This is a genomic window from Thermococcus sp. MAR1, assembly GCF_012027305.1.
Taxonomy (GTDB): domain Archaea; phylum Methanobacteriota_B; class Thermococci; order Thermococcales; family Thermococcaceae; genus Thermococcus.
Map to the genome: position 1 here is coordinate 323,633 of NZ_SNUF01000002.1, position 12,102 is coordinate 335,734.

At 54.3% G+C, this 12,102-nt stretch carries 12 protein-coding genes; 9 read left to right on the top strand and 3 right to left on the bottom strand.

Annotated elements, in window-relative coordinates; all coding sequences use genetic code 11:
- The first annotated feature begins 15 nt into the window (after positions 1–15).
- The 8 genes from E3E25_RS09665 to E3E25_RS09700 all read left to right on the top strand — a co-directional run bounded on the left by E3E25_RS09665 (position 16) and on the right by E3E25_RS09700 (position 8,556).
- On the top strand, positions 16–1,416 hold the full coding sequence (locus tag E3E25_RS09665; protein WP_167893049.1) for an L-aspartate oxidase: 1,401 nt from the start codon (positions 16–18) through the stop codon (positions 1,414–1,416).
- Positions 1,417–1,464: 48 nt separating this feature from the next.
- A complete protein-coding gene (locus E3E25_RS09670; RefSeq protein WP_167893185.1) occupies positions 1,465–2,652 on the top strand; it encodes a TIGR00529 family membrane protein in 1,188 nt (395 codons plus the stop codon).
- Positions 2,653–2,694: 42 nt separating this feature from the next.
- Positions 2,695–3,603, top strand: coding sequence for a quinolinate synthase NadA (gene nadA / locus E3E25_RS09675; RefSeq protein WP_167893050.1), 909 nt, complete (start codon positions 2,695–2,697; stop codon positions 3,601–3,603).
- 58 nt (positions 3,604–3,661) lie between these two features.
- Positions 3,662–4,495: a carboxylating nicotinate-nucleotide diphosphorylase gene (nadC, locus tag E3E25_RS09680; RefSeq protein ID WP_167893051.1), complete on the top strand. Its 834-nt coding sequence runs from the start codon at positions 3,662–3,664 to the stop codon at positions 4,493–4,495.
- A gap of 133 nt (positions 4,496–4,628) precedes the next feature.
- A complete protein-coding gene (pdxS, locus tag E3E25_RS09685; protein ID WP_167893186.1) occupies positions 4,629–5,636 on the top strand; it encodes a pyridoxal 5'-phosphate synthase lyase subunit PdxS in 1,008 nt (335 codons plus the stop codon).
- A 35-nt stretch (positions 5,637–5,671) separates the two neighbouring features.
- Positions 5,672–6,265, top strand: coding sequence for a pyridoxal 5'-phosphate synthase glutaminase subunit PdxT (gene pdxT / locus E3E25_RS09690; protein ID WP_167893187.1), 594 nt, complete (start codon positions 5,672–5,674; stop codon positions 6,263–6,265).
- 55 nt (positions 6,266–6,320) lie between these two features.
- Positions 6,321–8,336 carry a formate dehydrogenase subunit alpha gene (gene fdhF, locus E3E25_RS09695; RefSeq protein ID WP_167893188.1) on the top strand — a complete coding sequence of 672 codons (2,016 nt, stop codon included), beginning with the start codon at positions 6,321–6,323 and terminating at the stop codon, positions 8,334–8,336.
- A 31-nt stretch (positions 8,337–8,367) separates the two neighbouring features.
- Positions 8,368–8,556, top strand: coding sequence for an antitoxin family protein (locus E3E25_RS09700; protein ID WP_167893052.1), 189 nt, complete (start codon positions 8,368–8,370; stop codon positions 8,554–8,556).
- Between the two features lie 117 nt (positions 8,557–8,673).
- Here the strand turns inward: E3E25_RS09700 and purF are convergent, their stop codons facing one another.
- Positions 8,674–10,008: an amidophosphoribosyltransferase gene (gene purF / locus E3E25_RS09705; RefSeq protein WP_167893053.1), complete on the bottom strand. Its 1,335-nt coding sequence runs from the start codon at positions 10,006–10,008 to the stop codon at positions 8,674–8,676.
- A gap of 162 nt (positions 10,009–10,170) precedes the next feature.
- Between purF and purC the strand changes: the two genes are divergently transcribed.
- The gene (gene purC, locus E3E25_RS09710; protein WP_304940870.1) at positions 10,171–10,872 is read left to right on the top strand and encodes a phosphoribosylaminoimidazolesuccinocarboxamide synthase; all 702 of its coding nucleotides are present in this window, start codon (positions 10,171–10,173) and stop codon (positions 10,870–10,872) included.
- Here purC and E3E25_RS09715 read toward each other — a convergent pair.
- Together E3E25_RS09715 and purM are read right to left on the bottom strand one after the other, a co-directional pair.
- Positions 10,839–11,012 carry a hypothetical protein gene (locus E3E25_RS09715; RefSeq protein WP_167893055.1) on the bottom strand — a complete coding sequence of 58 codons (174 nt, stop codon included), beginning with the start codon at positions 11,010–11,012 and terminating at the stop codon, positions 10,839–10,841. The genes purC and E3E25_RS09715 overlap by 34 nt on opposite strands.
- Before the next feature lie 29 nt (positions 11,013–11,041).
- A complete protein-coding gene (gene purM / locus E3E25_RS09720) occupies positions 11,042–12,046 on the bottom strand; it encodes a phosphoribosylformylglycinamidine cyclo-ligase (protein WP_167893189.1) in 1,005 nt (334 codons plus the stop codon).
- Between the last annotated feature and the right edge of the window lie 56 nt (positions 12,047–12,102).

Consider the following 12,102-nt stretch of genomic DNA (forward strand, 5'->3'; position numbering starts at 1 on the left):
AGCCTGGGGAGAGCTATGGCCAGCGTTGGAATCATCGGAAGCGGTGCCGCGGGGTTGACCGCTGCAATAGCCCTCGCGAGGCGCGGCTTTGACGTCACTGTCATTGGAAAAGGGTTCAAAAACACTAACTCATACCTCGCCCAGGCGGGGATAGCCTTTCCAATCCTCGACGGTGATTCCCCTAAAGCCCACGTTCTAGACACTATCAGGGCAGGCAAGTACCTCAACGATGAAGAGGTTGTGTGGAGCGTAATCTCAAAGGCAAGCGGGGCCTACGACTTTTTGACCTCAATTGGCGTCGAGTTCGAGACCAGCGAGACCGAGGGCGGCCACTCATTTCACCGCGTTTTCACGATAAGGAACGAGACCGGAAAGCACGTGATGAAGGTTCTCCACATGGCTGCTAAAGAGGCAGGAGTGCACTTCGTTGAGGGCTTTGCTGAAGAGCTCGCCGTGAGGGAGGGGGAAGCCTGCGGGGCCTTTCTTGAGGGGGAGCTCATGAAGTTCGACGCGACTGTGATAGCGACGGGAGGCTTTGCTTCACTCTTCAAGTACACCGCCGGCTCGCCTCTCAACGTCGGCCTGCTAATAGGCGACGCCATATTGAAAGGTGCCCCCTCTCGCGATCTGGAGTTCGTTCAGTTCCACCCGACTGGATACATGGGGAAGTCGGGGGTTAAACTAATCAGCGAGGCCGTCAGAGGTGCTGGGGCAAAACTGGTGACGGAAGATGGCGAGCGCTTCGTGAACGAGCTCTCCACGAGGGACATCGTTGCGAGGGCGATATACAAGCAGATGAAGGCCGGAAAGCGAGTCTTTCTAGACGCCACCTCAATAGAGGACTTCAGGAAAAGCTTTCCCCAGATATATGCCTTCCTGATGAAGGACGGCATCGATCCATCAAGGGACTTAATCCCCGTCTCGCCGATAGCTCACTACACCATTGGAGGGATAGCGGTAGATCTCTGGTACAGAACCGCTCTCAAAAACCTCTACGCGGTAGGTGAGGCCATGAGCAACGGCTTCCACGGGGCGAACAGATTGGCGAGCAATTCGCTCCTCGAGTGCATCGTTTCCGGCCTTGAGGTGGCAAGAACCATAGCGAGGGATAAGCCGAGGTGCAGGGAAGCCAAGGAGCCGGGCTATCACGGCTACGAGCTTGGAGACGTTGAGTCTCTAAGGCAACTTCTCTGGGAGAAAGCCGGAATCGTCAGGAGCGCAAAAACTCTGGAGGAAGGCCTCAGGGAGCTTGAGGGAATCGGGGCAGACCCCAGGTTAAAGCTCCTCGCGAAGGGCCTTTTAGAGTGCGCCCTCGCAAGAGAGGAAAGCCGTGGTTCCCATTACCGCGAGGACTTTCCGGCTACGAGGAAAGCCTTCGAGAGGCCGAGCTTCTTCGATGGAAGATGTCATCTCTAACCAAAGGTTTAAATTCTCATCGAATCCTTATTATGCCCGGTGAAACGGGTGGAACTGCTCTATCTCATCGCCTCCTTCGCGATAGTAATAGCCCTCATCTGGCTTAAAATCAACATCGGCGTCTCAATATTCGTCGGTTCCATAGTGCTGGCCTTCCTCTTTGGAATGAGTCCCGCGGATGCCGTTGCGGCCCTTTACCACTCCGCCACCTCGTGGGAGACGATAAGGCTGGTGCTCATAATAGCCTTCATCATGGGCATGACCTCAGTCTTCTCCCAGATAGGCTACCTGAAGGACATGGAAACTGCCGCAAGCAACCTCTTTCCCAAGGCCAAGTACTCTCTGGCCATGCTTCCCGCCCTCATCGGACTTATGCCGATGCCAGCTGGCGCATTGGTCTCGGCTCCCATGATCGAGCCGGTCGCCGGGAAGTTCGAGATGAAAGCTGAAGACAAAACCCTTGTCAACTACTGGTTCCGGCACGTATGGGAGCACTCGTGGCCGATGTATCAGGCCATAGTCATCGCCTCGGCCCTCGTTGGGATTTCGATACGGGAGATGAGCACCAAGATGTTCCCCCTGACGGTTCTTATGGCGCTCATCGGTTACGTCCTCCTCATCCGCCCGCTTCCAGATGCCGGTTCCGGGGAGGGAGACGTCAAAACCGGCCTCAGACTTCTCCTGAAGAGCACCTATCCAATACTGGTTATCATACTAGTCTCAATCGTTCTGGGCATCGACATGGTCTACGGTGCTTTTCTTGGCTTCCTCTCGGCTCTTATTCCCAACCTGAAGAAGATGAGCCTGAAAGAGGTCATTGCTCATGCCCTACAGCCTAAGATTGTCTTCCTCCTCGTTGCGGTGATGTACTTCAAATACGTGCTCCAGGCCACTGGAGCCGTTGAGACGCTTCCAAATGCCATGATATCAATGAACCTGCCGGTGGTTCTCGTCCTCATGGTGACGCCCTTCATTGTTGGTCTTATGACGGGCATAAGCTTCGCCTACGTGGGTATGACCTTTCCGCTGTTGCTCCCCTTCTTTACTGGCTTTGACATGGTTGCTCTTGCTTACCTGAGCGGCTACATGGGAATGCTCTTCAGTCCCGTGCACCTCTGCTTCGTGTTCTCGGCCGAATACTATGGGGCTGAACTCAGGAGGGTCTACCTGCGGCTCCTTCCTCCGGCGCTGCTTCTCTTCGCCGGGGGCGTTGCCTACATAGCCCTCGTTCTCTGAAAGCTTTTATACCCTGGAACATAGGGTTCCACAGGTGAGACCATGAAGATGGAGGAGCTCGTGCGGGAGATTGAACGCCTGAAGGAGGAGCGCAACGCTATAATCATGGCCCACAACTACCAGCTGCCTGAAATCCAGGATATAGCTGACTTTCTCGGCGACAGCCTTGAGCTAGCAAGGAAGGCCGTGAAGGTTGACGCGGACGTCATAGTCTTCGCGGGAGTGGACTTCATGGCGGAAACGGCGAAAATCCTCAACCCCGAAAAGACCGTCCTGCTCCCGAGTAAAAGGGCCACCTGTGCGATGGCCAACATGCTGAAGGTCGAGCACATTCTCAGGGCCAAGGAGCAGTATCCTGATGCTCCGGTGGTTCTTTACGTGAACACCACCGCCGAGACCAAGGCCTACGCCGATGTCACAGTCACCTCGGCCAACGCGGTCAAGATAGTCGAAAGGCTCGATTCTGACGTTGTAATCTTTGGGCCGGATAAGAACCTGGCAAACTACGTCGCTAAACAGACCGGAAAGAAGGTCATCCCCGTGCCGGAGTACGGCCACTGCTACGTTCACAGGAAGTTCACCATCGAAGACGTGGAACGCGCGAGGAAGCTCTATCCAAACGCCAGGCTGATGGTTCACCCCGAGTGCGAACCGGAGGTACAGGAAAGGGCTGACATAATAGTCTCCACCGGCGGGATGATAAGGCGCGCAAAGGAGTGGAACGAGTGGGTCGTCTTCACGGAGAGGGAAATGGTTTACCGCCTTCAGAAGCTCTATCCAGATATCAAGTTCCACCCGGCTAAGGAAGATGCGGTCTGCATAGGAATGAAGGCAATAACGCTCCAGCACGTCTATGAGTCGCTCAGGGACATGAAGTACGAGGTTGAGGTACCCAAAGAGATAGCCGAGAAAGCTAAGAGGGCCATAAAGAAAATGCTTGAGATGAGCTGATGTGTTAAGTTGAGAGGGAAAGATTCCGAAATTTTTGTTAAGTATGGAGGGAAACTTTATGATTTCTCTTTCCTATCTGCTCAGGTTCCTTGAGGAGGATTCGCCCTTCGGCGACGTCACGAGTGAAGCTATAATTCCTGAAGGAACGAAGGCCAAAGCAGTGATCATCGCCAAGCAGGATGGCGTTATAGCGGGCGTCGAGGAAGCGAAGGCCCTCTTTGAGCACTTCGGGGTTGGAGTTGAGGTCAGGAAGAGGGACGGCGAGCTCGTGAAGAGGGGCGATACGATACTTGAGCTTGAAGGGGACGCACGCTCCATACTCCTCGTCGAGAGGACTGCCCTTAATATAATGGGCAGGATGAGCGGCATCGCCACCGAGGTCAGAAGGCTGGCCGATAGGGTTAGGGCCGTGAACCAGAAGGTTCGCATTGCAGGAACCAGAAAGACTCTCCTCAAGCCAATAGACAAGAGGGCCATACTCATAGGCGGCGGCGAGCCGCACCGCTTCTCGCTGAGCGACGCGGTACTCATAAAGGACAACCATCTCGCTCTGGTTCCTCTGGAAGAGGCCATAAGGCGTGCCAAAGGGTTCAGCGTTTACAAGGTCGTCGAAGTGGAAGTCGAGAGCCTTGAGGACGCCATTAAAGCGGCAAGGGCCGGGGCGGACGTGGTTATGCTCGACAACATGACGTCCAGAGAAATAGCCAGGACGATAGAGGCTTTAAAACGCGAAGGGCTCAGGGAGAGGGTTAAAATCGAGGTCTCCGGCGGAATAACCCCGGAGAACATCGAGGAGTACGCGGAACTCGACATCGACGTCATAAGCCTCGGTTACCTAACGCACTCTGTGAAGAACTTCGACGTGAGCCTTGAGATAATTGGAAAGGCCTGAACGAAGGCTTTTCTGTTCTGCCTTATTTTTCCTGAAGTTCCTTGGGGGCCGGTGCGGCTTTTCCGCGGCAAGGTTTATATTCAAGTTTTTTCTTGAATAATATTGCAAGCCAAAACTTGAAATGGTGGTGGCCATGGGGAAGCTCCACGTTATAGAGGCCAAGGGTACGGACAGGCTCAAGAAAGGTTTTGCCAAGATGGTGAAGGGCGGCGTAATTATGGACGTCACAAACGCGGAGCAGGCCAGAATAGCCGAGGAAGCCGGTGCAGTTTCGGTTATGGCGCTCCACATGGTTCCCGCAGACATAAGAAGGGCCGGCGGCGTTGCCAGAATGGCCCCTGTTGAGAAGATCCGGGAGATAATGGATGCGGTGACGATTCCAGTCATGGCCAAGGCCAGGATCGGCCACATGGCAGAGGCGAGAATTCTGGAGGCTTTGGGCGTTGACATGATAGATGAGAGCGAGGTTCTGACGCCTTCGGATCCCTATTTCCACATAGACAAGAGAGAATTTGCCGTTCCCTTCGTCTGCGGTGCGAGAAACCTCGGCGAGGCTGTCAGGAGGATATGGGAGGGCTCGGCAATGATTAGGACCAAGGGCGAGGCCGGAACCGGCAACATCGTCGAGGCAGTGAGACACGTCCGCCTAGTGGCAGAGGGCATAAGGCAAATTCAGGCCATGACGGACGAGCAGGTTTATGCCGTGGCTGAAAAGTTCGCCGAGCCCTACCTCAGGCTGTCCCTCAACGTCAAGGAAATAGCGGGACTTCCGGCGAGGGTCCTTGAGAACGAGCCGATTTACGGCCACTACACCTACGGCGAGATAGTTGAGGGGCTCTACAGGATTCTCCTGGAGATAAAGAAGCTCGGCCGCCTTCCGGTCGTCAACTTCGCCGCCGGAGGAGTTGCCACACCTGCTGATGCCGCCCTGATGATGGGGATGGGTATGGACGGTGTCTTCGTTGGGTCGGGAATCTTCAAGAGTTCCAACCCGGAGAAGATGGCGAGGGCCATAGTTGAGGCCGTCAACCACTGGGATGAACCCGATGTCCTGGCCGAGATAAGCAGGGAAATCGGCGAGCCAATGCGCGGCAGGGACATTGAAGAGCTGGAGGTTCGCCTTGAGGAGAGGGGCGTTTGATCTCTTTTCCTTGCCTTTTCAATGAGGTGGTGGAAATGGTTAAGGTAGGCGTTATAGGCCTTCAGGGCGACGTCAGCGAACACATCGAGGCAAGCAAGAGGGCTTTGGAGAACCTCGGGGTTTCCGGCGAGGTCATCTGGCTCAGGAAGCCGGGGCAGCTGGGAGAGGTCTCCGCGGTCATAATCCCCGGCGGCGAGAGCACGACGATATCGAGGCTCATGGTGAAGAACGGCCTTCTTGAGCCCGTGAGGAAGCTCGGGGAGGAAGGTCTGCCGATAATGGGGACGTGTGCAGGTTTGATAATGCTCTCGAAGGAGGTAACCGGTGCAACGCCAGAGCAGAGGTTCCTCAAGTTGCTCGACGTTCGCGTTAATAGAAACGCCTACGGCAGGCAGGTGGACAGCTTCGAGGCTCCAATAAAGCTCGCCTTCAGCGACGAGCCGTTCCCAGGGGTTTTCATTCGCGCGCCCCGCATAGTCGAACTCCTGAACGATAAAGTCCGGCCGATAGCTTGGCTCGGCGATAGGGTTATTGGCCTCGAAGCTGGCAATATCATCGGCCTTGAGTTCCATCCGGAGCTGACCTCCGATACCAGAGTCCATGAATACTTCCTGGAGAAGGCCCTCTGACTTGAACATTTTTTCATAAATTTCTTCCGGAAATCTTTTTATTCTTGCCGTGTACATGTTTATTGGTGGTAGCGTGAGCGAGCCCAAGACGGTCGTGTGTCCCTACTGCGGCTTTGGCTGCAGGCTTCTCGTTGATCCCACGACGATGAGAGTCAAACCGTACCAAGGTGAACCCAACAGGGGCAAGCTCTGCCCCAAGGGTCTCCACGCGACGGAGTTCGTTCTTTCCGGGGACAGGCTCAAGCGTCCCCTTAAGCGCGAGGGCTCTAAGATAAGACCGATAAGCTGGGGGCAGGCCATCGAGGAGATAGCGGGTAAGCTCCTCGAAATCCGCGAGCTGTACGGTCCAGACGCTGTGGCGTTCATAGCCTCATCCAAGGTCAGCAACGAGGAGAACTACCTGCTTCAGAAGATTGCGAGGCTCTTTGGCACGAACAACATAGACAACTGTGCCCGTCTCTGCCACGAGGCGAGCGTTCACGCTCTCAAGATGACCCTTGGAGCTGGGGCGCAGACCAACCCGTATGAAGACCTGGAGGGGTTTAATGCCATACTCATCTGGGGCTACAACCCTGCTGAAACCCATCCAGTTGTCATGGACTACATCCTGAAGGCCAGGAGGAAAGGTGCTAAAATAATCGTCGTCGACGTCAGGGAAACCAGAACGATGGCCTTCGCGGACTATAAGCTGATCATCCGTCCTGGAGCAGATATAGCCCTCGCAAACGCGGTTATGAACGTCATAATCCTGGACGAGCTCTACGACGAGGAGTTCATAAAGACCAGAACCGCCGGCTTCTCCGAGGTAAGGATGGCTGTGAGAAAGTACACTCCGGAGTACGCGGAGAAGGTAACCGGAATTCCAGCCGAAACGATCAGAGAAGTTGCGAGGGCATTTGCATTGGCGGGAAGCGGTGCGATAATGTGGGGAATGGGTTTGACACAGCACGTTTCTGGCGTTGAGAACGTTTTAGCGATTATAGACCTCGCCCTGCTCCTCGGTTATATCGGCGAGAAGGGTGGTCTCTATCCGATGCGCGGCCAGAACAACGTTCAGGGGGCGGCATACATGGGAGCGCTGAGCGAGTTCCTTCCCGGCTATGTCCCCCTGAGTGATGAGAGGTTCAGGAAGCGAGTGGCAAAGATATGGGGCGTGGAAGACCTTCCAACGGAGCGCGGGCTCTACCTCACGGAGCTCTGGGAGGCCATTGAGAAGGGCGATGTAAAGGCCCTTTACATAGTCGGGGAAAACCCTGCCGTGGGCGAGGCGGACTTCATCCGGGTGAGAAATGCCCTCAGAAAGCTCGATCTCCTCGTCGTTCAGGACATCTTTATGACGCGCACAGCGAGATACGCCCACTACGTTCTTCCTGCGAGTGCCTTCTGTGAGAAGGAAGGCTCGTATATGAACAGCGAGAGGAGAATTCAGTGGAGTCACAAGGTCTGCGAGCCGAGGGGTGATTCGAAGCCCGACTGGGAAATACTGACTATGCTCGGCAGGGCCCTCGGTCTGCCCGGTTTTGACTATTCAAGCGTTGAAGAGATCACCGCCGAGTACTTCCGCCTCTTCCCCTCGCTGGAGGAAAGGAGCGTTGAGGAACTGAAGAACTCGGAGGGGATATTCCTTCCGAAGAAGAGGCTCCACACTTGGGAGTTCTCAACTCCAGACGGAAAGGCCCGCTTTATTGCCGTGGAACAGGTTCAACCGTGGGAGAGGCCGGACTACGAGTACCCCTTCGTACTTACGACAATCAGGCTGATAAGCCACTACAACACAGGTGAAATGACCCTTAGGAGCCCATCTCTCGTCAGGCTGATGGGAGAGCCCAGGGTGCTGATAAACAGAAGCGACGCGGAGAGGCTTGGAATCCACGACGGCGACTGGGTTGAGATCGAGACTAGGCGCGGAAAGATTAGGATGAGGGCCAAGCTTGGGGATATCCAGAGGGGTGTAGTTGCGGTTCCCTTCCACTTCAAGGCGAACAAAATAACGAGTCCAGCTCTCAACAAAGCGGGAACGCCGGAGCTCAAGTTCTCCGCGTGCAGGGTGAGGAAGCTCGAAAGAGGCTAACGTTTAAAAGTTTCTTCTCCAATCTTTAACTATGTCCAAAGTGATAGTTGCCGTATACAGGGGAGACATCATAATTCCCCTCGAAAAGCTTAACATACCTTCCGGAGCAAAGCTCAGGATAAGGATTGAAGCCATTGAAAAGGGGGATTCTCTCAAGGATCTGGGTTATCTAAAGCTCCTCCAGAAGGGAGAGGATGCAGAGGAACTCTTTGAGATTTGAGCAGGGCGATATAGTTCTTTTGGAGCTTCCTTTCACCGACTATCTTGGAAGCAAACTCCGGCCGGTTTTAGTCGTTAGTTCTGATGAACTGAGCTCAATTGAGCAGTTTGGCATTGATTAAAACCTGAAAGCCCACTCCGGATACTCCCCCGTGAGGCACGCCATACAGAGGTCGCTTCTCCCGACGGCCCTTTTCAGCCCATCTACGCTGAGGTAAGCCAGGCTGTCGGCCCCTATGGATTCCCTCACCTTCTCAATGCTTCCAAATGCTGCTATGAGCTCGTGCCTGGTAGGAATGTCCACCCCCATGTAGCACGGGTACCTTATCGGAGGGGAGGCTATTCTCACGTGCACCTCTTTAGCCCCAGCGTTTCTCAGAAGGGTGACTATTCTTCTCATCGTCGTTCCTCTAACGATTGAATCATCGACAAGAACGACGCTTTTACCTTTTATTACCTCCCTCACCGGCGAGAGCTTGAGCTTAACCTTCAGCTCGCGGTAGAACTGGCCGGGGGTTATGAACGTCCTCCCGATGTAGCGGTTTTTTATCAAACCTTCTGAGTAGGGAATCCCGCTGACCCTGGAGAAGCCCAAAGCGGAAGCCCTTCCGGAGTCAGGAACTGCTATGACGACGTCTCCGTTGGCGGGGCTTTCCCTTGCCAGTTCCTCCCCCATCCTGACCCTCGCGGTATAGACGTTTACACCGTCTATCGTGCTGTCCGGTCGGGCGAAGTATATGTACTCGAAAACGCAGTGATGGTGGCTCTCTTTGGCTAAAACTTTGCTTTCAGCGCTCTCCTCTGAGAGGAGGAAGACCTCGCCGGGCTGAACGTCCCTTATATCCTCGGTGAATAGTCTCAACGCGGAATCCTCGGAGGCGAAGTAGTGGCCGTCTCCACTTCCGTAGCTTAATGGCCTGAAGCCGACCGGATCCCTCGCAACTAAAATTTTCCCGTCGAACAGGAAGGCAACCGAGTAGGCTCCCTTAACTTCATCAAAGACGGCCTTCATGGCCTCGAACTCGTCGCCGGCCTCGTGGAGGTGCCAGAGGAATGAAATCCCCAGAAGCTCAGAATCCACCGAGTGCCTGAACTTAACTCCCAGCCGTTCGTAGTGCCGCCTGAGGGGGAGGAAATTCGTGAGGGTTCCGTTGTGGGCTATCGCGATGCTCTTTCCGCAGCAGCTTGCCTCCAGCGGCTGGGTCTCCGTGAGGGAGCCCGATGTGGAGTAGCGGACGTGGGCTATTACCATCTTGGATTTCAGCTTCGCCATCTTGCCGTTCCTGAAGACCTCCGAAACGAGCCCCCTACCAGCTATCGTTCTTATCTTATGCTTCCAGACGCTTATCCCCGCGCTCTCCTGTCCCCTGTGCTGCAGGGCTATGAGTGCGTAGTAGGCTTTTTTCGGAGCATTCTCGGTAACCGTTGCAAAGACACCGCACTTCTCCCTCATGGGGGAACCCCGCCAGTTTTTGACGTAAACATGTTAATAAATATGGATTATGGCGCAATATTTTAGCCTTTTTGTGTTTAAAAGCTTTGCCCACTGGTTAACATTTTTATGCTTAAATAAGCCTTAAATATGGAGAAATTTTACACAAAAATGGTGAAGCCCATGCAGGTTTACGAAGGTAAGGCCAAGAAGGTTATCCCTCTCGACGAGGGGAAGGCCATTATGGAGTTCAAGGACGATGCCACGGCCTTCGATGGTAAAAAGAAGGGCCAATTTAAGGGCAAGGGGTGGCTCAATGCCCAGATCAGCGCGGTTCTCTTCAAAGTCCTTGAGGAGAGGGGCGTTAAGACGCACTTCATAGGTGTTGCCGGCGACAACAGGCTCATCGTTGAGAGGCTCAAGATGTATCCCCTTGAGGTAGTGGTTAGAAACGTTGTAGCGGGGAGCCTGAAGAAGCGCCTTCCCCTTGAGGAGGGAACCGAATTAAAAGAGCCGATAGTCGAGCTCTACTACAAGGACGACAGCCTCGGCGATCCTATGATAAACCACTACCACGCAAAGGTTCTCGGGATAAGCGAGGATGAGATAAGGGAGATGGAGCGCATAGCCCTCAAGGTGAACGAGATCCTCAGAGAGTACTTCGCCGAGCGCGGGGTAATCTTGGTGGACTTCAAGCTGGAGTTCGGAAAGAACGAGAGGGGTGAGATTATACTCGGCGACGAGATAAGCCCCGACACCTGCCGCTTCTGGGACGCTGAGACAAAGAGAAGCCTCGACAAGGACGTCTTCAGGTTTGATAAAGGCGATCTCGTTAGAGCTTACGAGGAGCTCTACGAGCGCCTCACAGGCAGTTCGCTCTCATAGGTTATGAGAACCGTGTAGCAGCCCTTTTCGTCTTCCTCTATCACTATTTTCCTCAGCCGGATTCCGTATTCGCTTACGGCCTTTTCAACCAGCTCCGGCAGGTTTTCAAGGAAGGTTTTCTCTTTTACTGTGAGTTCCATAGTACATCAAGAAAAGTTTGGGGAGGGGCTTAAAGCTTTACCCCGTAGTTCATCACTACTATCCCCGGTCTTTCGGTGACGGTTCCAAGCTCAAAGCTCTCGAAGTGTTTGTTGAGGACTTCCAGAGCAGTTTCCTTCTCTTCCTGCGGGACTATTGCGATGAATCCGACCCCCATGTTGAACACCCTGAACATCTCCTTCAGGGGGACACCGTTTTCGTGGATGAGCTTAAATATTCCTTCGATGGGTGGCATCTCAAGGGAAAAGCCGTGGTTCGTGAGGCGCTTTAGGTTGGTCAGCCCGCCGCCGGTTATGTGGGCTAATCCATGAACCTCGACACTCCCAATCAGTCCAAGAATCGCCTTCACATAAATCCTCGTCGGTTCCAGAAGCCACTCCCAGAGCTTTCTCCCCCCGTACTCGTAGTCGAGGCCGTACTTCGGAATGAGGAGCTTCCTGGCCAGTGTCAGGCCATTGGAGTGTATCCCCGAGCTGGCAATTCCGATGACCACGTCCCCCGGCCTTATCCTTTTTCCCGTTATGACCTTCCCCTTCTCGACTATTCCGATGGCAGTTCCGGCTAAATCAAAGCCGTTGATGAGGTCGGGCATAACTGCCGTCTCTCCGCCGACTATCGCTATTCCGGCCTGCCTCGCCCCTTCGTAGAGCCCCTTGGCTATCTCTTCAAAAACTCTCTCATCAGGCTCCCTGACTGCGAGATAGTCAACGAGAGCTACAGGCTCAGCACCAACGCAGAGCAGGTCGTTCACGTTCATTGCTATCATATCTATCCCTATCGTGTCGAGCTTGCCGACGGCTTCCGCTACAAGAACCTTTGTGCCGACACCATCGGTCGTCATGGCGAGGTAGAACTCGTCAAAATCCATCAGTGCCGCGTAATGGCCGAGGTTCTCGGCCGGTTCGCCGAGCTTTCCTTTTCTGAACCTGAACGTCTCCTTCGCGAGGCCCATGATTCCCCTGAGGGCCTTCGTGGTTTTTTCGTCATCGACTCCGGCCTGAGCATAGGTCAGCATGAGCACCACCGGTGAGAGTTCCATCGAGGGCTTAAAAGGTTTGCCATATTTATGCT

Bases quoted from the DNA above. Each gene is read 5' to 3' on its own strand.
- purC (WP_304940870.1), top strand. From the start codon at position 10,171: ATGCAGGTTTACGAAGGTAAGGCCAAGAAGGTTATCCCTCTCGACGAG.
- pdxT (WP_167893187.1), top strand. From the start codon at position 5,672: ATGGTTAAGGTAGGCGTTATAGGCCTTCAGGGCGACGTCAGCGAACAC.
- nadC (WP_167893051.1), top strand. From the start codon at position 3,662: ATGATTTCTCTTTCCTATCTGCTCAGGTTCCTTGAGGAGGATTCGCCC.
- purF (WP_167893053.1), bottom strand. From the start codon at position 10,008: ATGAGGGAGAAGTGCGGTGTCTTTGCAACGGTTACCGAGAATGCTCCG.
- purM (WP_167893189.1), bottom strand. From the start codon at position 12,046: ATGCTGACCTATGCTCAGGCCGGAGTCGATGACGAAAAAACCACGAAG.
- E3E25_RS09715 (WP_167893055.1), bottom strand. From the start codon at position 11,012: ATGGAACTCACAGTAAAAGAGAAAACCTTCCTTGAAAACCTGCCGGAG.
- pdxS (WP_167893186.1), top strand. From the start codon at position 4,629: ATGGGGAAGCTCCACGTTATAGAGGCCAAGGGTACGGACAGGCTCAAG.
- nadA (WP_167893050.1), top strand. From the start codon at position 2,695: ATGAAGATGGAGGAGCTCGTGCGGGAGATTGAACGCCTGAAGGAGGAG.
- E3E25_RS09700 (WP_167893052.1), top strand. From the start codon at position 8,368: ATGTCCAAAGTGATAGTTGCCGTATACAGGGGAGACATCATAATTCCC.
- fdhF (WP_167893188.1), top strand. From the start codon at position 6,321: ATGTTTATTGGTGGTAGCGTGAGCGAGCCCAAGACGGTCGTGTGTCCC.
- E3E25_RS09665 (WP_167893049.1), top strand. From the start codon at position 16: ATGGCCAGCGTTGGAATCATCGGAAGCGGTGCCGCGGGGTTGACCGCT.